21 protein-coding genes and 1 pseudogene are annotated in these 23,769 nt (G+C 44.3%); 13 read left to right on the forward strand and 9 right to left on the reverse strand.

Annotated features, from left to right (window positions below; all coding sequences use genetic code 11):
• Position 1: 1 nt before the first annotated feature.
• The 6 genes from KFE98_19255 (at position 2) to nth (ending at position 6,200) form a co-directional block, all read left to right on the forward strand.
• Positions 2 to 1,045, forward strand: a complete 1,044-nt coding sequence (locus KFE98_19255; protein ID UTW62121.1) for a VWA domain-containing protein — start codon at positions 2 to 4, stop codon at positions 1,043 to 1,045.
• The gene (locus KFE98_19260; protein ID UTW62122.1) at positions 1,042 to 1,839 is read left to right on the forward strand and encodes a tetratricopeptide repeat protein; all 798 of its coding nucleotides are present in this window, start codon (positions 1,042 to 1,044) and stop codon (positions 1,837 to 1,839) included. Before KFE98_19255 ends, KFE98_19260 begins: the two co-directional genes overlap by 4 nt.
• Positions 1,840 to 3,636: a protein BatD gene (locus KFE98_19265; GenBank protein UTW62123.1), complete on the forward strand. Its 1,797-nt coding sequence runs from the start codon at positions 1,840 to 1,842 to the stop codon at positions 3,634 to 3,636.
• Entirely contained in the window at positions 3,633 to 4,406 is a 774-nt protein-coding gene (locus KFE98_19270) for a tetratricopeptide repeat protein (protein UTW62124.1), read from the forward strand. The genes KFE98_19265 and KFE98_19270 overlap by 4 nt, the downstream gene beginning before the upstream one ends.
• Positions 4,407 to 4,479: 73 nt before the next feature.
• Positions 4,480 to 5,547, forward strand: coding sequence for a branched-chain amino acid aminotransferase (locus KFE98_19275; protein ID UTW62125.1), 1,068 nt, complete (start codon positions 4,480 to 4,482; stop codon positions 5,545 to 5,547).
• 17 nt (positions 5,548 to 5,564) lie between these two features.
• Positions 5,565 to 6,200 carry an endonuclease III gene (gene nth / locus KFE98_19280; protein UTW62126.1) on the forward strand — a complete coding sequence of 212 codons (636 nt, stop codon included), beginning with the start codon at positions 5,565 to 5,567 and terminating at the stop codon, positions 6,198 to 6,200.
• A gap of 7 nt (positions 6,201 to 6,207) precedes the next feature.
• Here nth and KFE98_19285 read toward each other — a convergent pair whose 3' ends face one another.
• Both KFE98_19285 and KFE98_19290 read right to left on the reverse strand, forming a co-directional pair.
• Complete coding sequence (locus tag KFE98_19285; GenBank protein ID UTW62127.1) at positions 6,208 to 6,420, reverse strand: hypothetical protein; 213 nt, start codon at positions 6,418 to 6,420, stop codon at positions 6,208 to 6,210.
• A 125-nt stretch (positions 6,421 to 6,545) separates the two neighbouring features.
• The gene (locus KFE98_19290) at positions 6,546 to 7,130 is read right to left on the reverse strand and encodes a sigma-70 family RNA polymerase sigma factor (protein UTW62128.1); all 585 of its coding nucleotides are present in this window, start codon (positions 7,128 to 7,130) and stop codon (positions 6,546 to 6,548) included.
• Positions 7,131 to 7,369: 239 nt separating this feature from the next.
• On the opposite strand from KFE98_19290, the gene uvrA reads away from it, so the two are divergent.
• Both uvrA and KFE98_19300 read left to right on the forward strand, forming a co-directional pair.
• The gene (gene uvrA, locus KFE98_19295) at positions 7,370 to 10,189 is read left to right on the forward strand and encodes an excinuclease ABC subunit UvrA (protein ID UTW62129.1); all 2,820 of its coding nucleotides are present in this window, start codon (positions 7,370 to 7,372) and stop codon (positions 10,187 to 10,189) included.
• Complete coding sequence (locus KFE98_19300; protein UTW62130.1) at positions 10,186 to 11,406, forward strand: DUF2029 domain-containing protein; 1,221 nt, start codon at positions 10,186 to 10,188, stop codon at positions 11,404 to 11,406. Before uvrA ends, KFE98_19300 begins: the two co-directional genes overlap by 4 nt.
• Here the strand turns inward: KFE98_19300 and KFE98_19305 are convergent.
• The 6 genes and pseudogenes from KFE98_19305 to sulP form a co-directional block, all read right to left on the reverse strand.
• A complete protein-coding gene (locus KFE98_19305) occupies positions 11,403 to 11,879 on the reverse strand; it encodes a hypothetical protein (GenBank protein ID UTW62131.1) in 477 nt (158 codons plus the stop codon). The two genes, KFE98_19300 and KFE98_19305, sit on opposite strands and share 4 nt — an antisense overlap.
• Positions 11,880 to 11,937: 58 nt before the next feature.
• The gene (locus KFE98_19310) at positions 11,938 to 13,506 is read right to left on the reverse strand and encodes a T9SS type A sorting domain-containing protein (GenBank protein ID UTW62132.1); all 1,569 of its coding nucleotides are present in this window, start codon (positions 13,504 to 13,506) and stop codon (positions 11,938 to 11,940) included.
• Between the two features lie 98 nt (positions 13,507 to 13,604).
• On the reverse strand, positions 13,605 to 14,717 hold the full coding sequence (locus KFE98_19315; GenBank protein ID UTW62133.1) for a hypothetical protein: 1,113 nt from the start codon (positions 14,715 to 14,717) through the stop codon (positions 13,605 to 13,607).
• Positions 14,687 to 14,911, reverse strand: a complete 225-nt coding sequence (locus tag KFE98_19320; protein ID UTW62134.1) for a hypothetical protein — start codon at positions 14,909 to 14,911, stop codon at positions 14,687 to 14,689. The genes KFE98_19315 and KFE98_19320 overlap by 31 nt, the downstream gene beginning before the upstream one ends.
• 90 nt (positions 14,912 to 15,001) lie before the next feature.
• A complete protein-coding gene (locus tag KFE98_19325; protein UTW62135.1) occupies positions 15,002 to 15,352 on the reverse strand; it encodes a TerB family tellurite resistance protein in 351 nt (116 codons plus the stop codon).
• Positions 15,353 to 15,446: 94 nt separating this feature from the next.
• Positions 15,447 to 17,086: pseudogene (sulP, locus tag KFE98_19330) on the reverse strand (sulfate permease).
• 271 nt (positions 17,087 to 17,357) lie between these two features.
• Between sulP and KFE98_19335 the strand changes: the two are divergent.
• The 3 genes from KFE98_19335 to dinB all read left to right on the forward strand — a co-directional run bounded on the left by KFE98_19335 (position 17,358) and on the right by dinB (position 21,865).
• Entirely contained in the window at positions 17,358 to 19,394 is a 2,037-nt protein-coding gene (locus KFE98_19335) for a BatA and WFA domain-containing protein (protein ID UTW62136.1), read from the forward strand.
• Complete coding sequence (locus tag KFE98_19340) at positions 19,391 to 20,668, forward strand: dihydroorotase (protein UTW62137.1); 1,278 nt, start codon at positions 19,391 to 19,393, stop codon at positions 20,666 to 20,668. The genes KFE98_19335 and KFE98_19340 overlap by 4 nt, the downstream gene beginning before the upstream one ends.
• Positions 20,669 to 20,800: 132 nt before the next feature.
• Positions 20,801 to 21,865: a DNA polymerase IV gene (gene dinB / locus KFE98_19345; GenBank protein UTW64749.1), complete on the forward strand. Its 1,065-nt coding sequence runs from the start codon at positions 20,801 to 20,803 to the stop codon at positions 21,863 to 21,865.
• Positions 21,866 to 21,898: 33 nt separating this feature from the next.
• On the opposite strand, the gene KFE98_19350 is transcribed toward dinB, so the two are convergent.
• Positions 21,899 to 22,630 carry a hypothetical protein gene (locus KFE98_19350; protein UTW62138.1) on the reverse strand — a complete coding sequence of 244 codons (732 nt, stop codon included), beginning with the start codon at positions 22,628 to 22,630 and terminating at the stop codon, positions 21,899 to 21,901.
• 302 nt (positions 22,631 to 22,932) lie between these two features.
• Between KFE98_19350 and KFE98_19355 the strand changes: the two genes are divergently transcribed.
• Positions 22,933 to 23,406: a DUF4252 domain-containing protein gene (locus KFE98_19355; protein ID UTW62139.1), complete on the forward strand. Its 474-nt coding sequence runs from the start codon at positions 22,933 to 22,935 to the stop codon at positions 23,404 to 23,406.
• Positions 23,407 to 23,412: 6 nt separating this feature from the next.
• Complete coding sequence (locus tag KFE98_19360; protein ID UTW62140.1) at positions 23,413 to 23,751, forward strand: PadR family transcriptional regulator; 339 nt, start codon at positions 23,413 to 23,415, stop codon at positions 23,749 to 23,751.
• Positions 23,752 to 23,769 lie beyond the last annotated feature (18 nt).

Consider the following 23,769-nt stretch of genomic DNA (forward strand, 5'->3'; position numbering starts at 1 on the left):
AATGTATCGCTTAGAAAATCCGGATTGGTTGTGGGCGCTGGCAGCGCTTCCCGTGTTTGCTGTGCTTTACCTGGCGTATGAGCGTTGGAGAAAGCAAAAGCTACGCAAGGCCATGGATGCTCATCTGGTGGAACACCTTATTCCTCTGATGCCCAAGCATAAGTTAATGACCAAGTTTCTCTTGTTTTCGGCTGCTTTTTTCTTTTTGGTTATTGGCTTGGCCAATCCTCAAATTGGTTCGAAGTTGGAAGAAGTAAAACGAGAAGGTATTGACCTGATTATAGCCATTGACCTTTCCAACAGTATGCTGGCGGAAGACTTGAGCCCAAACAGACTGGATAGAGCCAAAATGGCCGTGATCCAACTCATGGACCAACTTCATAGCGATCGTATCGGATTGGTCGTTTTTGGAGGAACGGCTTACACTCAAATTCCGCTAACAACGGACTATTCTGCCGCCAAAATGATGCTGAAGACCTTATCCACTGATGACATTCCCACTCAGGGCACAGCTATTGGTGCGGCGATAAACCAAGCCGTTAAGGGATTTGATAGCCAGAGTAAGGCCGGAAAAGCCGTTGTGGTTATCACCGATGGAGAGAATCACGAAGACGATGCCGAATCCGCAGCCAGGGCTGCAGCCGAACAAGATATTAAGGTATTTACAGTAGGAATGGGTTCGGTGAGTGGTCAGCCCATCCCCTTGTACAAAAACGGTCGTCGATTAGGTTACCGCAAAGATCGCGAAGGAAACAGCATTGTAACCCGGTTAAATGAACCCATGCTGCAGCAAATTGCAGCGGCGGGTAACGGTACCTATATTCACGCCACCAATGCTGATGCTGGATTGGATCGGGTGTTTGAAGAACTAAATAGCCTGGAAACGGCTGAATACGGCACCAAATCTTTTACCGATTATGAAGATCGTTTTCAGTATTTCGTAGCCACGGGCTTACTCCTGCTGTTGATTGAATTTTTTGTTAGCGATAAACGAAATCAGTGGTTAAAAGATTTAAAGCTATTTGAAGCCAAGAGCAAACTATGAAATGGTCCTTATCCCATATCACTTTGGTTTTTGTTCTCCCCATAGGGGCCTGGGCTCAGAATGCGAATCTGAATGTATATCTCGGTAATCGCATTTATGAAACCGGAAACTTTGGAGCAGCTGAAAAACTGTACCTCGATGCTTTAACCACAGACGTGAATAATAATCAAGCTCAATTCAATCTGGGTAATTCCTACTTTCGCCAGGACAAAAAAGACGAGGCAGAGAAGGTTTTCAGAAAAATGGCTTACAACGAAGAATTGACGGATACACTGAGGGCAAAGGCCTTTCATAACTTGGGCAACATCTTTCTGACTCAAAAAGAGCCTAAAATTGAAGAAGCCATTGAAGCCTACAAAAGCTCATTGCGACTAAATCCAAAAGACAACGAAACACGCTACAACCTGGCAGTAGCCCAAAAATTGCTGGACGCTCAACCTCCTCAAGAACAGCAGCAAAATCAAGATCAACAAAACCAGGATCAGCAGAACCAGGATCAGCAAAATCAAGACCAGCAGGATCAGGAAAATCAGGACCAACAAAACCAAGAGAATAAATCCGATAAGGAGAAGGAAAATCAAGATCAGGAAAACTCTGACAAATCGGAAGGAGATAAGAATAAGGACGAACAAAAAGACGAACCTCAAAATGGCGAAGGGCAAGAGCCTAAAATGTCAAAAGAGGATGCTGAACGACTGCTCGAAATGATGGAAAACGAAGAAGAGCAAGTTCAGGACAAACTGAAAAAGAAGAAAGTAAAGGTTAAGCAAAACTCCATTGAAAAAGACTGGTAAATGCCGATTTTACTAAAACATATCACTTACTTGTTCTTGATCCTGGGATGCACCCAATTGGGATGGGCTCAAACATTTACAACCACCGTTAGTAGTAGCAAGGTCGGTGTTGGTAAACAGTTTAAGCTTACATACACCCTTGACAGACAGGGAACCAATTTCAGAGCTCCAGCGCTAAAGAATTTCCGAGTTTTGAGTGGGCCGAATCAAGCCCATAACATGTCGGTATACAATGGACAAATGACCCAAACGCTGTCTGTCTCCTATGTATTGGCCCCTATTAAAGTGGGAACTTATACTATTCCTGGAGCCGAGATAACCGCCGATGGTAAGAAAGTAAAGGCTAACAGTGTAAAAGTACAAGTCGTAAAGGGCGCGCCTAAATCGCAGGAAGCAGGTGCCAATGAAAAGGCTCAGCTGCAAGAAATAAAGGACAACGTTTTCATCCGATTGGTGGCCAACAAAACCAAGTTGTATCAAGGGGAACACCTGGTGGCTACTTACAAAATATACACCCGGGCGTCTATCGTTGATTACTCACAAGATCAGGTTCCGGCCTTTAATGGGTTTTATACCCAGGAAATTGAATCTCAACAGCACGGATCTCTTCGTCCAGAAGTATACAAAGGGGTGCGTTACAATGCGGCAGTCCTGAGGCAAGTATTGCTATCTCCCCAACGTACGGGAAAGTTGACCTTGGATCCATACAGCATGAACATGGTGATTCGGGTACGCGAAAACCGACGTCCTCAATCCGTTTACGATCAGTTCTTCGGTTCTTTTAAAGATATCCCTTACAAAGCCGTTAGTAACACCGTAGATATTGAAGTGCTGCCCCTCCCCTCTGCTGGCAAACCAGCCGACTTCTCGGGAGCCGTGGGTCATTACATTTTCTCGGCAAATTTGGATAAAACCGAGGTTGAAGCCAATGAAGCCATTAATTTGAAAGTGACCATTTCCGGGAAAGGAAATATCAAACTTTTAAAGAAGCCTGAGATCTCCTTCCCTACTGATTTTGAGGTATATGATCCCAAAATTAATACCCAGGCCAAAACTTCTGCCAACGGCACACAGGGAACCAAGACTTTTGAATACCTGATTATACCCCGTCATGCCGGAGAGTTTAAAATACCGGCGATCGCCTTCAACTACTTTGATCCCAAAACGGGTAAATATGTGAAATCGGGTTCTGAAGAATTTACGGTAAAAGTGAATCGGGGTTCAGGAGACGCTGGACAGGCCTCCGCTTATCAACCGGTGAGCAAAAAAGATGTAACCCTCCTGGGACAGGATATTCGCTACATCAAAGTTGGCTCAGGCAAGCTTAAAGAGCAAGATCAATTTTTCGTTGGATCGGCACTCTATTACCTGCTACTACTTATTCCTTCTGTGTTGTTTATGCTTCTCTTGGTGGTAAGACGAAGACTTCGCGAACAGCAAGCTGACGCCGTTGGAATGCGAAGAAAACGTGCTACACGAGTGGCCGAGAAAAGATTGGCACAAGCCAAAAAACATTTGGACGCCAGCGAGAAGAACGCTTTTTACGAAGAGGTTTTCCGATCGCTCTACGGTTACCTGTCCGATAAATTCTCGATTTCCCTATCCGAACTGAACAAAGACAAACTCAAAGAAGTATTGCTGGCTCAAGGTTTTGAGGAAGCCGGAATAAACGAACTATTTGGCCTTTTAGACAATTGCGAAATGGCACGTTATGCTCCTGTTGCCCACATTCAGGAACAACAGGTTTATGAAGAAGCTACACGGTTTATTAATCAAATTGAAGGAGGTAAAAGATGAGAATAATCGCACTCACCTTAGGAATAATTGCCGGACTTCAATTTACCGGATGGGCGCTGGAAGACAACGCTGCTCGATATGACAACCTCTTTCAAATGGCTAATGAGGCCTACGAGCAAGGAGAATACGACACAGCTGTGAGTTTGTATTCGCAAGTGGTTAATGCCGGCTATTCCTCCGCTCGATTGTACTACAATTTGGGTAACGCATTTTTTAAAAGTGAACAATTGGCCCCGGCCATTTTGTACTATGAAAAAGCCGCAAAATTAGCGCCTGCCGATGGTGATATCCGATTCAATTTGGAAATGGCCAACAGCCAGATTTACGACAAAATTGAGTCCGTACCGACTCCATTTCTGGAACAATCGTGGAGTTTTTTCCGCAATTTGCTTTCCGCTCGAGGCTGGGGAGTACTCACATTAATCTGTTTTACCGGATTTTTGGCACTCTTAGCCTTCTACTTAATTACCCCTGGAGTAAGCTTAAAACGGATTTCCTTTTTTGGCTTCATGGTACTTCTTTTCCTTGCTATCATTGGGTTTGTAGCAGGTCAATCAGCTCGAAACTACATCCTGTCTAAAGATCAGGCCATTGTATTTTCACCCTCTCTCAATGTAAAAGCAGAACCTAAGAACAGTTCCGCCGATTTGTTTGTTATTCATGAAGGAACAAAAGTGTCCGTTTTGGAGCAAAATATTAGCTGGAGTCGTGTAGCTTTGCCGAACGGAAATGAGGGGTGGGTACCAACCGATGAAATAGAACCTTTTTAGGTGCGCTTTTGCACGCTGGAAGACCATCTGTCTCATCGTTTTTTGTTAACTTACAAAGCAGAATATGTTGAAAATGTTGAACGATATAAAAGAGATCCGAATTGAAAAAACCAACCAAACTCGTATCGGAGAATTTGATGAAAACAATCTGAAATTTGGACGAGAGTTTACCGATCATATGTTCGTTGCCGATTACCACGATGGTGAATGGCAGGACGCTCGAATCATACCTTACCAAAACCTAAGTTTAAGCCCAGCTACCTCATTTATCCATTACGGACAATCCATTTTTGAAGGCCTTAAGGCTCATAAATCCGAGAATGGAGAAATTCTGGTTTTTCGCCCAGATGCGAACTGGAAAAGAATGAACGAATCCGCACATCGCATGTGCATGGCTCAACTACCACGTGAGTTGTTTATGGATTCCATCATCAAGTTATTGCAATTGGATAGCGCCTGGATGCCTTCAGCTAAAGGGACATCGATGTATATCCGTCCATTTATGTTTGCTACCGAACCCTTTCTTGGGGTTAAGCCTTCTCCTTCTTACCGTTTTATGGTGATTCTCTCTCCTTCTGGTTCCTACTACTCAGAGCCTGTTCGGGTAAAAATTGAGAAGCACTATGCACGTGCTATGGAAGGTGGTGTTGGTAGTGCCAAAACCTCTGGAAATTACGCAGCTTCCCTCTACCCTGCTCTACAAGGCATGAAAGAAGGTTACGATCAACTGATCTGGACCGACGCCAAGGATCATGAGCGTATTGAAGAGGCTGGAACGATGAACATCATGTTTGTTGTAGATGGCAAGGTAATCACACCTAAGCCCTCCACTTCTATCCTGGATGGAATTACCCGTCAAAGTGTGGTTCAAATTGCCCGTGACTGGGGATATGAAGTAGAACAACGCACCATTTACGTTAAGGAAATCTTAGAGGCCATTCAAAATGGAACCCTAACGGAAGCCTTTGGTGTAGGTACGGCTGCCACGATTGCCCCTATCAAAACCATAGGAATCGATGGTGTGGATTATGATCTTAATCCGGTAGACAACCGTCCTTTCTCTCAAAAAATGGGCGCTTACCTATCTGACTATAAGCACGGCAAAGTGGACGATGAGTACCACTGGTTGGTGCGTGTTTAAGATTTTACCTGGCTAACATGACTAAAAAGGAGAAGGTAGCTTTTGTTGTTCAGAAGCTCAATGAATTGTACCCGGAACCTCCCATTCCACTCGATCATAAGGATTCGTATACCCTGTTAGTAGCCGTGCTGCTTTCAGCTCAGTGCACCGATGCCCGTGTCAATCAGATTACGCCATTGCTTTTTAAGCAAGCCGACAATCCCTACGACATGATCAAACTGAGCGTGGAGGAAATTCGCGAAATCATTCGTCCTTGTGGACTTTCTCCGGCGAAGAGTAAAGCCATTTTTGGTCTGTCTCAAATTTTGATCGATAAGCATGGCGGAGAAGTTCCGGCCAATTTTGAAGACTTGGAAGCGCTACCAGGAGTAGGCCACAAAACCGCATCGGTGGTTATGACTCAAGCTTTTGGTGTTCCTGCCTTTCCAGTAGACACTCATATTCATCGCCTGATGTATCGCTGGGGACTGTCGAATGGAAAATCCGTCGATCAAACCGAGAAAGATGCCAAACGACTATTTCCTAAAGAGAGCTGGAATAAGCTACATCTTCAGATCATTTACTACGGTCGGGAATACAGTCCGGCACGCGGTTTTGACCCACAAAAAAGCCCAATCGACTTAACGATTGGGCGAAAATCTTTGTTTAAGTGATCTAAGATCAGTTCAACATGAAGGCTACTTTTCCAAGGCTTCGTGTGTCTTCCACTTTAAGCGCTTTGGAGTAGTTCAGAATGTTGTTCACTACTTTCTCACTTGGATTCTTTCTTTGGCTTTCCGCTACTTCTGGAAAGTCCGTTTTTTCGTTTTCAATGTTCTGTTGAAGCTTTTCTAAGTTGTTGAGAAACTCTTCCGGAGTATACACGTGATCCATAGGCAGGAGAATAATTTGTTTTTGAGCAAACGCAGCCCATGGAAAGATTATTGTCTAACCCTGATAATTTTTTTTCTTGTGTACGTGTAAAGTGGAGAAGAGTATAGGTTCTCATGAGCAAAAACTTAACTGTTCGTCAGTTGAATGTTTTTGTTTTTAACCAGCTTTCTCAGGTTAATCAAGGCATATCTCATCCTTCCCAAAGCCGTATTAATGCTCACATTGGTTTCTTCTGCGATTTCTTTAAAACTCATTTCACAAAAGATTCTCATGCGTAGAACAGTTCTCTGCTCCTCTGGAAGTAATTCCAAAAGCTTTACGACATCCTTTTGAATTTGGCCATAGATCATTTTCTCTTCCATGTTCTCATCTTCCAAACCCAGGGTATCGAAAATGTCAAACTCTTCGGTACCACGCTGCATAGGCATACGCTTGAGGTTACGGAAATGATCGATGGATAAGTTATGGGCAATTCTCAGTACCCATTGAATGAACTTACCTTCTTCATTGTACCGACCGTTTTTCAAAGTATTTACCACCTTAATAAAGGTATCTTGAAAAATGTCGTTAGCAATAAATTCGTCCTTAACTATTAAGTGAATGTAAGAATAGACGCGCTCCTGGTGTTTCTTGATTAATTTTTCGAGAGCGGCCTCTTTTCCTTCGAGGTATTCCCGGACCAAAATCCGGTCGTCCAAATGGCTGTTCATATTACTCGTATTTAGGTTGCGCCAAAAGCACAACAGGGTTAAACAATAAAAAATGAAAAGAAAAAAACGGGGTTAACTGGTTAGGTTAAAAGCTTAGAAATACGAGTAAAATTTCTGTATAGGCGTATATAATTTTAGTCCGATTTTGAACACCGGATACACAAATATGAAAAATTTTATGAATACCTGCAAATTTTATTTGGGGAAGTTACATTTGTGATCTTAATTCTTTGGCGGCATTGGAAGCATTCGAAACCCTCAGTTCACAAGATCATATTCTCATCAAAGGTGCCCGCGAGCACAACCTTAAAAATATTGATGTAGCTATTCCCCGTAACAAGTTGGTAGTCATTACCGGACTCAGTGGTAGCGGCAAGTCATCCCTGGCATTCGATACCCTGTATGCGGAAGGGCAACGTCGCTATGTAGAAAGTCTTTCATCCTATGCCCGGCAGTTTTTGGGCAAGATTGACAAGCCGGCAGTGGAGTACATCAAAGGAATATCTCCGGCGATAGCTATTGAACAAAAAGTGGCTACTCGCAGTTCGAGATCTACCGTAGGCACCTCTACAGAATTGTATGACTACTTCAAATTACTCTTTGCACGCATAGGTAGAACCTACTCCCCTATTTCAGGAGAAGAAGTTACCCGTGATAGTATTGAGGATGTTCATCAGTTTATCCAAAGTCAGGCTGAAGGCAGTAAAGTAATGCTCACCTCTCCCATTCATCTGCGGGAAAAGGAAAACCTGGAAGGAAAACTGAAAATGCTCCTTCAGCAAGGTTTTACTCGGGTAATGATTGATGGGGCTATCGTGGCCATTGAAGATGTTAATGCCGCAGAACACAAACTGGAAGACATTACTCTACTTATCGACCGTTTTATCATTCGCAAGGACGATGAAGAAAATAGTAGTCGAATTTCAGACTCCGTTGAAATAGCCTATTACGAGGGCAATAAGGAATGCCTGGTTACCGTATTCGGTGAATCTGGCCCCGTAACCCACCGATTTAATTATCGCTTCGAAAAGGACGGAATGAGCTTTGAAGTGCCAAGCGACCATTTCTTTTCTTTCAACAATCCTGTTGGCGCTTGTAAACGTTGCGAAGGATTAGGAAGCATTATTGGTATCGATCCTGATTTGGTGATTCCCGATAAGTCTTTGTCGGTATACGAGGGAGCCATTGTAGCCTGGAAGGGTGAGAAAATGGGGCTTTGGAAAAAGAAATTGGTCACAGCTGCCCATCACTTTGATTTTCCCGTTCACAAGCCGGTTAACGAATTAAGTAAGGATGAAGTAGAGCTCCTTTGGACCGGCAACAAGCATTTTAAGGGATTGAATGCCTTTTTTAAAATGCTGGAAGAAAACGCCTATAAAATCCAATACCGGGTTATGCTGTCCCGCTATCGCGGAAAAACAACCTGCCCCGATTGTCAGGGCACCCGATTGCGCAAGGATGCCAATTTTGTGAAGATCCAGGGAAAGTCAATTACCGATTTGGTTTTAACTCAAATCAAGGATTTACCTGGCTTCTTTGACCAACTGGAACTGAATGAATACGAACAAACCGTTGCCAGAAGAATTCTTCTGGAAATCAGAAACCGTCTTCAATACCTCAATGATGTTGGTTTGGGTTACCTAACCCTGAATCGCCTCTCCTCTTCCCTATCAGGAGGAGAAACTCAGCGTATCAATTTGGCAACCTCTCTGAGTAGCAGCTTGGTGGGTTCCACTTATATATTGGATGAACCCAGTATTGGACTTCACCCTCACGACACCAGTCGATTGATTCGAGTACTTCGCTCCCTTTGTGATTTGGGCAATACCGTTGTGGTGGTTGAGCACGAGGAAGAAGTTATGCGTGCAGCTGATGAGATTATCGATTTAGGTCCCCTTGCCGGAACCTTGGGGGGTAATTTAATTTTTCAGGGCGATCACAGCGCTTTGGAAAAAGAACAGGATAGCCTGACGGCCAAATACCTGACTGGAAGAGAAGTTATCCCCATCCCCGATAAACGAAGAACCTGGAACAAATCCATTAAAGTATCGGGTGCCCGTGAGAATAACCTGAAAGGCATCGATGTTGAATTCCCCTTGGGTGTAATGACTGTTCTCACCGGTGTGAGTGGTTCTGGGAAAAGTTCCTTGGTGAACCAAATCCTGTTCCCGGCCTTAAAAAAGATTCATGGTGGATTCGCCAATGTGACTGGTAAGCATGATGAACTATTGGGTGATATCAAGGCAATAGGGAATGTGGAATACATCAATCAAAATCCGATTGGTAAGTCTTCCCGATCCAATCCGGTAACCTATGTAAAGGCCTACGATGATATCCGTTCCCTATTTGCAGCACAAGAATTGGCCAAGGTTCGTGGATACAAGCCCGCTTATTTTTCCTTCAACGTTGAAGGTGGACGCTGTGAAACGTGTAAGGGCGAAGGAACCATAACGGTAGAAATGCAGTTTATGCCCGACATTCAGCTCAAATGTGAAGCCTGTCAGGGTAAACGATTTACCGAAGAGGTACAGGAAATCAAATACAGGGATCGTTCCATCTCCGATGTATTGGAAATGACCATCGACGATGCTTTGGATTTCTTCTCGGAAACCAAAGGCAAGCAAGAAAAGAAAATTCTGGACAAACTGCGTCCTCTGCAAGATGTTGGTTTGGGTTATGTTACCCTGGGGCAGCCATCAAATACCTTAAGTGGCGGTGAAGCACAGCGGATCAAATTGGCCTCCTTCCTGATTAAAGGAAGGGTTACTGGAGCTAAAGATCGCACCCTATTCATCTTTGACGAACCTACTACCGGATTGCACTTTCACGATATTCGGAAATTACTCATCGCCTTTGAGGCGCTTATTGATCTGGGCCATTCTGTTTTGGTCGTTGAGCATAATCAAGAGGTGATCAAAACTGCCGATTGGGTCGTTGATTTGGGCCCTGAAGGTGGCGACGAAGGAGGCACCCTGGTATTTGCTGGAACTCCTGAAGATCTCATTCAATGCAAAGGATCCTACACGGGTGAAGCCCTTAAAGAAAAACTACCTGCATGAGCAATAAGCTGAGCGAAACATTACAGAATAAGCCATGGTTAGTCTATGTGATACTATCCTCCTTGTTCTGCATTTTGTTTTTTATTTCCCTTTGGGTAAACGATCGATTCTGGCTGAACGATTTCAAAGTCTATTTCGCTGCCGCGCAGGCTTTACAAAACGATGAGCCTGTTTATGGAGTCATTCACACCTTGGGTTCTGGATTCTTTAAGTACGCCCCTGTTTGCTTACTCCCTTTCATTCCCTTTACCTATTTGCCATATGAAGTGGCGGCTACCCTGTTTTTTGTACTTGTTTCATTCGCGGTTATCAGTGTTCCCGTATTTGCTTCGAAATTGTGTAATCGGTATTTTGGATTGAATCCCTGTGCCCTTTGCTGGGTGGTCTTTCTCTTAATTGTAGGAGTTCATCTGGAACGCGAATTACACCTGGGTAACGTAAACCTTATGGTATTGGGGGGCGTGCTTTGGGTGCTTTCTGATTTGCTCAAAGGAAAACAAACAAGAGCCGGTATTGTATTGGGAATCGTACTTCTGTTTAAGCTTCATTTTCTGGTTCTTCTTCCCTTGCTGTTCCTACGCAAAATGTGGAGACCTTTGGGTATTTCTGTAAGTGTATTTGGTATAGGAACCCTGATCCCCATTCTGTATCTCGGTTTTTCAAAAAACACGGAATTGCTGCAGCAATGGGTTCAAACCATCGCTATTCATAACGGCTCGGTAGAGCTTTCTGGCAATACGCTCTACCATTGGTTAGATGTAACAGTAGGTGCATTTTGGCCTGCTTTTCCGTCTCAAATGGTGATTCTTGCCCTGGTAGCCTTGCTCATCCTTTTTTGGGTATTAAAACACCTCAAATCTGAAAAGGGGCGTATTGATTCCAGTTCATCCAACCTAGTGATGGAATGGATGGTTTTGGTTGCACTGATACCTAATTTGGTAATTACGGATACCGAGCATTTCCTTTTGGGTGCACCATTGGTATACACTGGATTGGTACGCATGCGTCGTTTATCCCTGTCTGTTCCTCAGCGAATGTTGATTATCGTAGGATTAATTCTCTACGGCATGAATTGGGGTGATTTATGGGGAGAAACCTCCGTCTGGATTACGGAAAACGGAATGCTTGGCTTAGGAAATGCTCTATTGATCCTGGCTTTTATTTGGATTGGAGAAAATCCCCCCCAAAGCAAAAAGACGGAACCAGCCTTAGTTTAAGGTTGAGCAGGTACCTTTTTGACAATCATCCCCACTTCCATAGCCAGATTAACAACCTCTTCTTCTGCTGCGTGCTCCAGCGTAAAAGTGTAAATACCCGGTTCATCGAATCGGCGATTGCGAACTACCAGGTGGTCACTGTCCCAAATATCGTAGCCTGGTTCTCCGATATAGTCTCCTTTTTCATCCACCAGAAGCAGGTCATACTCCGCCTCGGTTGTGGTTCCTGAAGGTCCCGTTTCAATTGACTTTAATTTTAGCGTACGGTAAGCAAATCCATTGGCATATCGAAATGAGATTGAAAGGTTGTAGGGAACCGAAGTATCTTCGATTTTCACTTTAAACGTACGTGAATCTTCCCTTTTCCACTCAACGTTATCCGAAAGCTCCTGATGCTCTTCATACACCTTATTACTGTCGCATCCAACTAGGGTTACCGTCAGCATAAGCATAAGGTATACAAATGGTTTCATAGGTTCATAAAATACATTTCATCCTAAAAGATGCAACTTTTCCAGCAAATCGAAATCGTCATCTTTCCGAAACGATCATTTTTCTTGTCGAACTTCTTCCATTCACGGTAAGCCGGTAAAAGTAGATTCCGGGCTCCATGTTCCATGCACTCCGCTCCAGCGAGTATATGTGCTTACCGTATCCCAGATTTTCCTGATTGAGCAACTTTCCTTTACTCTTTCCCAAGACATCAAAAATTTCAAGGCTCACGACGGATTCTCCCCGAAGCTTGAAGGATACATAAGAAACATCTACCACAGGGTTTGGATAACTCTGAATCGATTCCAAAGGCACAGCTGATTGATTCTGGGCAATGGACAAATTAGTCCTCCTTGGAGTCACATCGGTCCACACACTCAGGCGACCATTATCCATACGCGACCATATTGGACGAACGATGCCGTCATGTGCCACAATGTTGGTGTAATCTCCAAAAAACACACCCGGAGAAGGAATAAATGAGGATTCGCTGATAACCTCATGTTCAAAGGTATTTCCCCCATCGCTTGAATGAGCTAGCACCACATCGGTCACATTATCCCATTCGCTTTCACGGCTGTAGTAGACAAACCACAATTCACCATTGGTCTGATCCACAGCCATCCAGGTTAAAAATTGATGGGTCTTAACCTGGCTATTGTTCACTTGTATGGGAGGACTCCAGGTTTGACCTCCATTAACCGATCGGGAAAGCCAGATATCGGTGTCATCAGGACCATTTCGTTGATCGGCCCAGTTAACGTAAATGGTTCCTCGATGTGGTCCGGAACTGACGTCACAAGCAGTGACCGGAAGCCCATTACTTCGGTTCAATCCGGGAATGGTAAGATTCCACCCGCCCGGCATGGGATCAATTGCAATTTCATCGTCCAGCCAGGTATCACCTCCATCCAGCGATTTATCAAACACCAATCCAGCTGGACCGGCCCAGGCCACATAAACTTCTCCATTTGGTCCTACGGCGGGAACAGCACCTTCTACGGTGTTATCATCATCGATGCAATCTCCAGCGACCTTATTGATCCGCAACGGCTTGGTCCAACTGGCTCCCAAATCGGTGGACTTGGAAAACAAAATCACCGAACTGTCCGATGGGGAATTGCTTCCATATTCATCAAACCGGGTCCAGGTCATGTAGAGATGATTATTGCTACGATCCACTGCCATCCATTGTTTATCATGCTGGGTTTTCCCACTGGTATCAGGAAAGGTGCCATCGGTCCAATTAGCTCCATCATCATCTGAGCGCTGAATGACGATACGATCAATCCAATGTCCTTGAGGTGGATTGGACAAATGGCTGAAGTAAAATCGTCCAGCCGTATCGACCACGAGCACTGGATCTCCCCACACACCAAAGGATGAGGTAAGAGCATGTTCCGTCCAGGTATATCCGGTATCTGAACTACGGTAGTAGTTATTGAGCACGGTAGCCGCCATCAACACATGAGGACGCTTAGGATCTATCATGATACAGGGCTCCGCCGGAGAATTGGAGTCAGAAATCAAAACATTTTGCCCTTTAACATAGGTGGTTAGGACTATGAGAAATCCAACAATTAACCAGCGAAAGAATAATGTAGCCATGATGAATCACAAATGTATCCAACATTTTGATGAGGGCTAAGTCATTTCATTAAGCTGGTTGGGTGAATGAGCAAAGGGAGTGTTACCAAGGTAAGTGGTTAGATATCAACACTAAAATTGAATCCAATGTAAGGATTGTTCACAGGAGTAAGAAACTCTACTTTCTGTCCCTGGAGGCTCTGTACGTCGGAGTAAAGAGGAACACTCAATTTGTTTCCCAATTGAAATGCAACGATGGTGTTTTTGGGTAGAAAAGGAAGAGGGCCACCTATACGCAGTCCAAATTCCCCATAAACCACCGGGGCAATGGAATGTGTATTCTGTACGGTTGCATCATCACCCGAATAGGTCATTTCATCGCGAACTCCTGCTCCCAAACCCAGGTAGGGGTTAATTTGAAACTCTGGCCGAACTTCCTGCCAGGACAACTCTCCTCCTACGCCCAGTTGAATGTACTGTCCCCTTACGTTCGGATAAACTGGAATTTGCGCTTGACTATAGGCTCCAAAGGCGTGATTAATACTTACATGCAGCGGCAAACTCCATAAATGAGCCACTTGACGTTTGTATTTGTTTAGGTATCCACCCCGATCGAAAAGCATGTTGAATTCCACCGATAAATCTTCCGATTTAAAGTCACCTGGTGCGTTTAGTTTGAGCAGATTAATACCAATTCGCCCCGTAGAAAAAGTGGATGGGAAATAAACATCCCAGGAATACATGAAGAAGGAAATGTCTTGACTAAAACCGAGCCTTATTCCCGTTTCCTGATCTCCCACAGCGCTGGCCGTTGGACTTCCCATCATATCTTGGTTTTGGTAGGCGAGTCGAATTCCAATTCTATCATTCCATGGCCTTCCCAGATAAAAACCAGTTTCAACCAAAAGATGGGAGGCATAATCAGAAACCAGGTAGTAGTCCAAATCGCTTTCCCAGTAATAGGGCAAGTTTCCGTCTGAATTCCATTCTTTCCGGTAAGCGAATCGGGCGCCCAGCAAAACGCCAAACTGGGAGGAATAGTCGTATGGCAAATCCAATAAGGGTTCGTCTACCGACTCATGAACATTGTTCTGAATGGACTCACCGCCCAAATCACCTGTAAGTGCAAATCCTATACTGGGATATACCCGAAAGCCCGAGAAGTCAGCTACGCGATAGGAACCTTTAACTAACAACTCATCTAGGCGACCGCTTTGGGTGGTATCCCCCAACTCAAATGGGTCAACCCTGAATAAAAAGCTCCAAACGAAAGTTTGTCTTTCTGTTGAAATTGAGCATCGAAACCAAAAGAGCGATAATCATCTTTATTAGCGCCGATCCCTCCGTTTTGGCTGTCATTAAAAAATCCGACATGCAGTTGTTGTGCGTGAATGGGAGCAATACCGATCGCAACGAGTGCAAACACAAAGACCGTAAATAGTCTACTGGCTACTATGAAATAAGGAGATTTAGCCTGTCGTTTATGGAGTGCCAAATCGGAAGAATACTTTGGGGATTATAAAATCCTTTTCAGGTAAATGGAATAAATCTGCTCGATTTGATTCAACTGACCATCGGCCAGGAAAATGCGCTTCATATCTTCCAACATCTTATCCCGCTGATCATCCGTTGGAAAAAACTTGTCTTTGAAGGAAGTCAATAATTGAATACGATCGTAGTCGTTGAGCTTACCTAATATTTCTTCTACAATCTCAAAATGGCCTTCCCCTACCATGGTCTTCATCAGGCGCAGTTCTTCCCGATGAACTTCCAAATCACTGTATGCGGCAAACATCAGGGTAAAGGCTAAAAAATCCTCATAATCCCACTCGTCCGTCTTGTATCTTTCTTTGACTTCCTGAAGCATGCTAAAATTTTTGCTGATTTAGGTTTCTAAAGTACGAAATGTTCCAAAAGCATTGGATTGCCAAGTTCATTTTTTGCGAAGTCATTCCAAGGGATTAGTCTTCGTCTGTTTGCAGGGCGTAGCGATGAAGACCATCTGGATTTTCCTTGTAAAATCGAACGGCATCGCGAATGTTCATGAAGAAGTGGTCGTGGCCCACCGTATCCATAAATCCGCATCGATGCAATTTATCGCGAACCGGTCCTTTGATTCCTGAGAAGTAGAATTCTACTCCTTTTTCCCGGTAGGCTGTGATGAGTCCTTTCAGCTGGTAAATAGCCGTGGAGTCCATGTCGTTGATGGGTGTGGAGTCCACAACGATGACCTCCAAATGAGGCTTACCCGAAGACCAATCTTGAATACGATCTCTAAAATGAGCGAAGTTGGCAAAGTAGAGTTGGTAATCGAATCGTACAATCAATAGTCCTTCTGGCTCCTTGGCTTCTTCAAAACGGTTGAGGTTTCTAAAATACTCCGTGCCTTCAATTTGTCCCAACCGAGCCATGTGGGGTTTAACCGATCGATAAATAAGCATGATAAGGCTCAGCAATACTCCTACCCCTATGCCTTCTGCAATTCCCAGAAAAAGAGTGGCTAAAAAGGTAGCCAGCAACATCATCAAATCCTTCTTCTCAGTTTTCCAAAGTCGAATCGGCTCCTTCCAATCAAATAGACCTAAAACGGCAACCATGATTATAGATGCCAGCAAAGCTGTTGGGAGGTAATAAAACAAGGGCGTTAGAAACAACAAGGTGCAACCAATAAGCGTCGCTGATATTAATAGAGCGATGGGCGTTCGAGCTCCGGCCTGTTCATTGACAGCCGATCTGGAAAATCCCCCGGTAACGGAAAAAGATTGAAATAGAGAACCCATCAAGTTGGACAATCCCAAGGCGACCAATTCTTGATTGGGGTTCACATGTTGAACACCTCGCTTGGCTTCTATGGCCTTGGAAACCGAAATCGATTCGGCGTAGGCTACCAACGATATGGTAAATGCCAAAGGCAGCAAATCCGTGATCCTTTCAACCGAAAAAGTAGGTAGGGTGAATTGTGGAAGTCCCCCGGAATGTCACGAACGACAATTACACCAGCCGCATCCAGCCCAAACAAGGCGGTAATTAAAGTACCTAAAATGACCACCACCAAAGATCCAGGAACCTTTTTCGCCCATTTCTTGATGGCGAGAATGAGTGCCATCCCTCCTACTCCAAGAGCCAATGTGGGGTACGACCAAGACTCGGCCTTTTGTATGACCTCTACCAGGGTTTGAAATATGATCCCCGAAGAAGACAGCTTAATGCCAAACAAATGTTTGAGTTGAGAAAAGGCGATAATCAATGCTGCGGCGGAAGTAAATCCACTAATTACCGGACGGGACAAAAAATTGACCAGAAAGCCCAATCTGAGCAAACCAAAAACCAAAAGCAATCCACCTTCCAAAAAGGCCAGCAGCAGTGCCAACTCAATAAAGTCATCCGTTCCAGCTTGTGCCAAGACGCTCACACCGGCCATTACCATAAGAGAATCCATGGCGACGGGACCAACTCCCAATTGCCTGGAAGTACCGAAAACAGCGTAAATTACCAAAGGAACCGTAGCGGCATAAAGTCCGTAAACCGGAGGCAATCCTGCTAACATAGCATAAGCCATACCTTGAGGTATCAGCATGACTCCCATGGTAAGCCCGGCCATCAAATCATGAAATAGATCTTCACGCTTGTAGTTTGGCAGCCACTCAAGGATAGGTATGTAATTCTTGGCATTCACCTGACCACGAAAATATCCCTTTCCAAGAAACAAGGTAGGTTTTGGGGCTTCAATCTCGAATCTTCAATCTCGTTTCTCGCCTCTCGCTTCTCCTTTCTTGTTTTCCGCCTCTCCCACAAGGGTTAACACGAATTAAGACTTGCCTCTCCTTTTGAACCTTCCATCCATTCGAGTTATTTGATATTTTTGGCAACCGATGAACTTTGTCTACCCCGGATTTTTATTCGCCTTGTTGGCGATAGCCATACCTATCCTGATCCACCTCTTTAATTTCCGGAAATTCAAGCGGGTTTACTTCAGTCATATTCGTTTTTTGAGAGAAGTTCAGGAAGAAACCAAATCCCGCTCGAGACTCAAGCATTTGCTCATTTTGGCCAGCAGAATATTGGCCGTTGCCTTTCTGGTATTGGCTTTTGCTCAGCCCTATGTGCCTTTAAGCGATCAAGAAGACTCAGGCGGAAAACGGGCCATCAGTATTTATGTGGACAATTCCTTTAGCATGAACAACCAGGGCGAACAAGGGGACTTGTTAGAAACCGCCCGTCAATATGCTTACGAGGTGCTGAAGTCTTATTCGGCATCAGATCGCTTTCAAATCATTACTAATGACTATGCTCCTGGTTCTGGTCGGTTGTTAAACCGAGAATCCGCGGAAGCCATGATTGCTGAGATTACTCCCTCAGGGGCTTCACGTCCAATTGGAGAAATTATTGGTCGCCAAATCAATGCCCTGGAAGAGTCGAATGCCGATAATAAAGAGGTCTTTCTGATCACCGATTTTCAGAAAAGTCAAATGGGCGATTCCTGGAATCTACCAGATAGCAGCTACCCGGTTCACTTAATTCCCTTAGCAGCTCAGGAGCAATCCAATATTTCCTTGGATACCTGTTGGTTTGAATCACCAGTTCGTCAGGCGGGTGTTACTGAAAAATTGTTCTTCACACTTACCAATTATTCGGATCAGGAATTGAATGATTACACCGTAAGACTCTCGCTCAATGGGCAACCTAAAGGAGTGGTAAAAGTTTCGGTAAGTGGTGGTGCAACAGTAAATGGAGAATTCAATTTCACCGTAAATCAGTCCGGACTGTTTAAGGGATTGATTGAAGTGGATGATTATCCTGTGGCTTTTGACAACAGGTTGTACTTTTCTTACGAAGTAGAAGCCAATAACCAAGTACTGGTGATCAACGAACAGGACAGCTCTCCAGCCTTTCACTCCCTATTTGGCAGGGACAGCAACTTCATTCTTTCCCAAACCTCGGTTAAATCCTTGAACACCGCTCGATTTGCCTCGAGTGATTTGATTGTACTCAATGGCGTTAGGGAAGTATCCAGCGGATTGCGATCCGATTTAAGAAACTACGTGGATCAAGGTGGGCATTTGGTTCTATTTCCTGGAAAAGAGATTAATCGCAACTCCTACCAACAACTGCTTCAAGAACTCAACGCCGGATCACTCGGTGAGCTCGACACCCATACAGTTCGGGTAAATTCCGTAGCGATGGATGATCCATTGTTTGCGGACGTATTTCTTGATCAGGCAGGCAGACCTGATTTGCCGGTTGTTTTGCAACACTACCCTTTGCTTTCTTCTGGCGATGCGAGTAGAACACGTTTGATGGGATTGGCCAATGGACAAGACTTTTTGGTTCGCACCAATCTTGGCAGCGGCCAGGTATACCTTTGGGCTGCTGCTCCGGATGAATCTTTTGGAAATTTGGGTCGCCACGCTATGTTCGTGCTTTCCCTGTATCGTTTTGCCATTTATACTCCACAGGTTGGCCAGTTGTTTTTTACCTTGGGAAATCAACCCTTCTACTTAACTGAAAAGACTTTTCAAAACGATGCTCCGCCGGTTATTCGCAGTGAGGACAGTGAATTCATTCCTGAAATTCGCTCCCATGGCAATGAGACCGAAGTATGGTTTTACGATCAAATAAAAACCGACGGGCACTTTGAATTAATCAACAACGGGAAGACCGAAGCCGTTCTTTCAGCCAATTATCCCCGAACCGAAAGCGATCCAAGACAAGAAAGTAAGGATGAACTCGAAGCCCGATTTACTGACCTTCCTAGCAATCAAGTGTTTATCCACGACAGTAGTTTTGACAAACTCGGCGTAGCACTTCAAGAAATTCGATTTGGTAAAAAGTACTGGAAAACTATGCTTCTGCTGGCCTTGGCTATGATTCTTTTTGAGGTATTTTTGATCAAATTTTGGAAGGAATGAACCTATTGATCCGAAAAGCCCGAATCGTTGACCCACAAAGTGATCTTAATGGAAAAGTTCGGGATATTCTGATAAAAAACGGAACGATTGAACAGATTGGCCAGAAACTGGAAAATCCGGATGGAAAAATCAAGGAATATTCAGCATCCAATCTTCACGTTTCCCCGGGCTGGTTCGATATGAGTGCTCATATGGGTGAACCTGGGTTAGAAGAACGGGAAACCCTTGCAACCGGTGTAAATGCGGCGGTAGCAGGAGGATATACGCATGTAGCTGTTCTTCCTAATAACGACCCGGCCAGCGACACTGCTGTAGCCGTAAGCAACCTGGTTCAACGCGGTCAAAACACCTCCATTAATCTTCATCCTATCGGCACCCTGTCTAAGGGATTGGGCGGTGAAGACCTGGCCGAGATGTACGATATGACTCAGGCCGGAGCCATTGCTTTTTCCGATGATCTTCACCCGGTTAAAAATGCCAAGTTTCAGCAACTGGCTCAGGAATATGCCCGAAATTTTGATGGACTTGTCTTTTCCTTTCCCATGGATCCTAATATTCAGGGCAAGGGAAATGTTCATGAAGGTGGTGCCTCTACCCTGGCCGGACTTAAAGGAATACCTCATTTGGCCGAAGAAATAGTAGTAGAGCGTGATCTATCAATCACTGAATATACCGAGGGAAAACTTCACTTTACGGGAATATCTTCAGCGGGAAGTTTAGATAGGATTCAAAAAGCCCGCAAACGCGGACTTCAAGTAACCTGTGATGTTCCTGTTGCCAATTTGGTCTTGAATGAGGATGTCCTCTTAAAGTTTGACTCCAACTATAAAGTCATGCCCCCTATTCGCTCGGAAAAGGACAGAAAGGCATTGGTAAAGGGCATTCAAAAAGGACAAGTAGATGCCATTAGCTCACACCACCGTCCACAAAACATAGAGAACAAAGCCTGCGAATTTGAATCTGCGAAATACGGAATGATCGGATTGCAGACTACCTTCTCCTTATGCAGAACTTATTTGGAAGAGCTATCGCTGGATGAACTTATCCAAGTCCTGAGCATTGGCCCAAGAAAGGTTTACAATCAAAATCCAGTTGCCATCCAGGAAGGACAGGAAGCCAACATCACGCTTTTTGATCCGGATAAGTCCTGGACCTATACGGAGAAGAATAACCGCTCTCTGGCTGAAAACAGCCCATTTCTGGGTGAAGAACTCAAGGGGCTTCCATTGGGGGTATTCACCAAAAACAAGCTTGTCTTAAATCCTGAGCACTAAGTTAGCCGCACGCTCCGTATTTTTGAATTTCTAATCCTACTTGTTGTACTTAATCCTACAAGGAGGAATTTGATTTAAGGTTTAAAGTTGAGCGTCTCTTCCCTACCCATTCGAAAAATTATCCATGTGGATATGGATGCGTTTTACGCTTCTGTAGAACAAATGGATAATCCAGAGCTAAAAGGCAAACCCATTGCCGTAGGAGGAAATAGTGAACGTGGCGTAGTAGCAGCTGCCAGCTACGAGGCCCGTACATTTGGAGTACGTTCCGCAATGCCCAGTTCCCTGGCCAAAAAGAAGTGCCCCGATCTCATCTTCATCCATCCCCGGTTTGATCGCTACAAAGAGCTGTCGCTTCAAATTCGAGACATCTTTTTTGAATACACCGATTTGGTGGAACCGCTCTCCCTGGACGAGGCATTTTTGGATGTAACCGAAAATAAAATGGGTATTTCCTCTGCTTCAAAAATCGCCCGGGAAATTCGTGAAAAGATCGCTGAACGGGTTGGATTAACCGCCTCAGCGGGAATATCGATCAATAAGTTCACCGCCAAGATTGCCACTGAAGTCAATAAACCCAATGGCCAAAAAACGATCCTGCCAGAGGACGTTATCCCCTTTCTGGAAGATCTCGAAGTTCACCGCTTTTTTGGCGTAGGAAAGGTGACGGCTGAAAAAATGAACCGACTGGGTATCTTTAAAGGAAAAGACCTCAAGAAGCAATCCTTAGAAGCTTTGACTCGAAACTTTGGGAAAATGGGACCTCACTTCTACAACATTGTTCGTGGCATTCAACACAGTGAGGTTACGCCAGACAGAGTAAGAAAATCGGTGGGCGCAGAGCATACCTATTCTGAAAATTTGCGAACCTCGGAGGAAATGCTGGCCAAATTGGAAATAATTGCAGAAGAAGTTGAGCGTAGGCTGGTTAAAAACAAGATTAAGGGAAGAACGATTACCCTTAAAATTAAGTACAGCGACTTTAGTCAGCAAACCAGAAGCAGGTCTTTAGATCATTATGTACAGCGCAAATCGGAGATCTTTCCAATCATCACTGGTCTATTGAATCAGGATAAATTGTTGCTGGCGGTTCGTTTACTCGGCATTTCACTATCCAACCTGGATGTGCAGGAGGCCGATAAGATCTTTTATAAACAGCTCCGGTTCAACCATCCTTCCTTTGGGTCGGATCATTGAACCAGGCTGTGGATCGAGATTTTTGATACGCACTTAGAAACTTCCAAACTTGAGGGTCATTCCACCTTGAAGACCGTCTAAAGTATGGGAAGCTGTATTTTCTAACTCAAGCCCACCGAGAATGGAATACTTTGCATTAAGTGCCAAACGACAAGCTTTGAAAACATTGAACTCCACTTCTACTCCAGGCTCGATGATTAGGAAGCCAGAGCTTGAATAGAGGTAGTCCTCTTCAAATTCATCCCAATCTTCAACGTCGTTGTCTTTCCAAAATGCGAATTCATCCTCAGGAACATAACCTGCCCAACCTCCACCAATGAGTAGGGGAAAAGAAAGGTGAACCTTAGATTCAGGAAAAAGAATACGCTCGAAAACCAATCCCCCGTACCCCATCTTCAAGGATACAGCTTCATCTTCTCGTACGCCGGCAAAATCCACCCGGTTGGCCAGTGCATATCCGCCCATACCGATGGAAAAATTATGGTTGATCAACCAGCCACCTCGGGCACCGGCAAACAAAGCAGGCTGACCATTGAGCAAAGCAAAATTGACCGTAGTTGCGCCAAAACCACCGTGGCTGTGGATAAACTTTTTGTCCTTCTTTTTCTTCTTAGCCACAAAGGTCTCCATCGCAAAATCACTGCCCGCAGATTGCGTATTTGAGGAATCGACCACTTGGGCATTTCCAGAAAAGGAAAACAAAATCAAAGCTCCAAGTAAGCCTAAGGCCCAGTTGGGAGCGCCATATTTAATTCGAGTGTTCATGTTTATGTGTTCATGCATTTAAAAGGTAGACACCCCAAAAGCCAATCCCCCCTACTCCAACCCAAAGAAATTTTAAGCTCCCCATAGATCATTCATCTATTAGCCATTAAACAAGCTCTCGCATCCAGTTGGTCATCGGGATAAGAATATCAACTCCCGATTCTCGCATCTCGCATCTTAAAACTCGCATCTCAAAAAAAACAGTTCATCCTCCATTTTGGCCGTTCATAACAAAAAAAGGTACTTTGCATTGCATAGTACTGTCTTTTGTACATATCTTTGTTTCACCAAATTGATAAATTATGAAATCGATTGTACTGTTTTTGCTCTTAGCATTAAGTCTGAATCTCGCTGCTGGTGGGAAAAGTAAGTCTGATGCTATTTACGATCAATACAACGGACAGGATGGCGTATTGGCTATGAGTTTTTCGAAAACCATGTTAGATGCTGTTGATCTGGACGTAGAATGGAAGGAGCAAATGAAGTATGTGCAAGGTGATTTAAGTCAAATCCGAATGATGCTTTTATCGGATAATCGCGTGGAAGATGGAAGCATCAAAAAGATCATTCGCTCCTTTAAAAAATCCGGCTACGAAGAAGTTTGGATTGAAAACGAAGGAGAAGATGAAAACGGTGAACCTGAAGACGATTTATTATTAATGGTAAAGCGTGATGGAAATAACGTATCGGAGGTGCATTTTATCAGCTTCGGTTCGGACAGTATACAGGGGGTATTTTCGATTTACGGAGATTTACAAGTAACTGACGACAAATAGTTGGCAATGAACATTGAGAATACCAAAGCACAGATGAGAAAGGGCATATTGGAGCTCTGCATTCTTTCGATATTAGATAAGAACGAGGCTTATCCCTCCGACATTATCCGAGAGTTGAAAGAGGCCCGCCTGATTGTGGTGGAAGGCACCCTATATCCCCTACTCAACCGGTTGAAAAACGCCGGACTACTCACCTACCGATGGGAAGAATCCACCTCAGGACCACCCCGAAAGTACTATCAGTTAACGGAAGACGGCAAGAAGTTTTCGTCCGAACTGGATGGTACCTGGATGGACCTTCAAAAAGCGGTAGATCAAATCAGAAATAAAAAAACAACAAAGTAGACAGTTATACCCAAAACG

Source organism: bacterium SCSIO 12741, assembly GCA_024398055.1.
Taxonomy (GTDB): domain Bacteria; phylum Bacteroidota; class Bacteroidia; order Flavobacteriales_G; family Salibacteraceae; genus SCSIO-12741.

Excerpts from the sequence above, each read along its gene's own strand:
- KFE98_19255 (UTW62121.1), top strand. The coding sequence starts at position 2 with ATGTATCGCTTAGAAAATCCGGATTGGTTGTGGGCGCTGGCAGCGCTT.
- KFE98_19260 (UTW62122.1), top strand. The coding sequence starts at position 1,042 with ATGAAATGGTCCTTATCCCATATCACTTTGGTTTTTGTTCTCCCCATA.
- KFE98_19265 (UTW62123.1), top strand. The coding sequence starts at position 1,840 with ATGCCGATTTTACTAAAACATATCACTTACTTGTTCTTGATCCTGGGA.
- KFE98_19270 (UTW62124.1), top strand. The coding sequence starts at position 3,633 with ATGAGAATAATCGCACTCACCTTAGGAATAATTGCCGGACTTCAATTT.
- KFE98_19275 (UTW62125.1), top strand. The coding sequence starts at position 4,480 with ATGTTGAACGATATAAAAGAGATCCGAATTGAAAAAACCAACCAAACT.
- nth (UTW62126.1), top strand. The coding sequence starts at position 5,565 with ATGACTAAAAAGGAGAAGGTAGCTTTTGTTGTTCAGAAGCTCAATGAA.
- KFE98_19285 (UTW62127.1), bottom strand. The coding sequence starts at position 6,420 with ATGGATCACGTGTATACTCCGGAAGAGTTTCTCAACAACTTAGAAAAG.
- KFE98_19290 (UTW62128.1), bottom strand. The coding sequence starts at position 7,130 with ATGAACAGCCATTTGGACGACCGGATTTTGGTCCGGGAATACCTCGAA.
- KFE98_19300 (UTW62130.1), top strand. The coding sequence starts at position 10,186 with ATGAGCAATAAGCTGAGCGAAACATTACAGAATAAGCCATGGTTAGTC.
- KFE98_19305 (UTW62131.1), bottom strand. The coding sequence starts at position 11,879 with ATGAAACCATTTGTATACCTTATGCTTATGCTGACGGTAACCCTAGTT.
- KFE98_19310 (UTW62132.1), bottom strand. The coding sequence starts at position 13,506 with ATGGCTACATTATTCTTTCGCTGGTTAATTGTTGGATTTCTCATAGTC.
- KFE98_19325 (UTW62135.1), bottom strand. The coding sequence starts at position 15,352 with ATGCTTCAGGAAGTCAAAGAAAGATACAAGACGGACGAGTGGGATTAT.
- KFE98_19335 (UTW62136.1), top strand. The coding sequence starts at position 17,358 with ATGAACTTTGTCTACCCCGGATTTTTATTCGCCTTGTTGGCGATAGCC.
- KFE98_19340 (UTW62137.1), top strand. The coding sequence starts at position 19,391 with ATGAACCTATTGATCCGAAAAGCCCGAATCGTTGACCCACAAAGTGAT.
- dinB (UTW64749.1), top strand. The coding sequence starts at position 20,801 with ATGGATGCGTTTTACGCTTCTGTAGAACAAATGGATAATCCAGAGCTA.
- KFE98_19350 (UTW62138.1), bottom strand. The coding sequence starts at position 22,630 with ATGAACACTCGAATTAAATATGGCGCTCCCAACTGGGCCTTAGGCTTA.
- KFE98_19355 (UTW62139.1), top strand. The coding sequence starts at position 22,933 with ATGAAATCGATTGTACTGTTTTTGCTCTTAGCATTAAGTCTGAATCTC.
- KFE98_19360 (UTW62140.1), top strand. The coding sequence starts at position 23,413 with ATGAACATTGAGAATACCAAAGCACAGATGAGAAAGGGCATATTGGAG.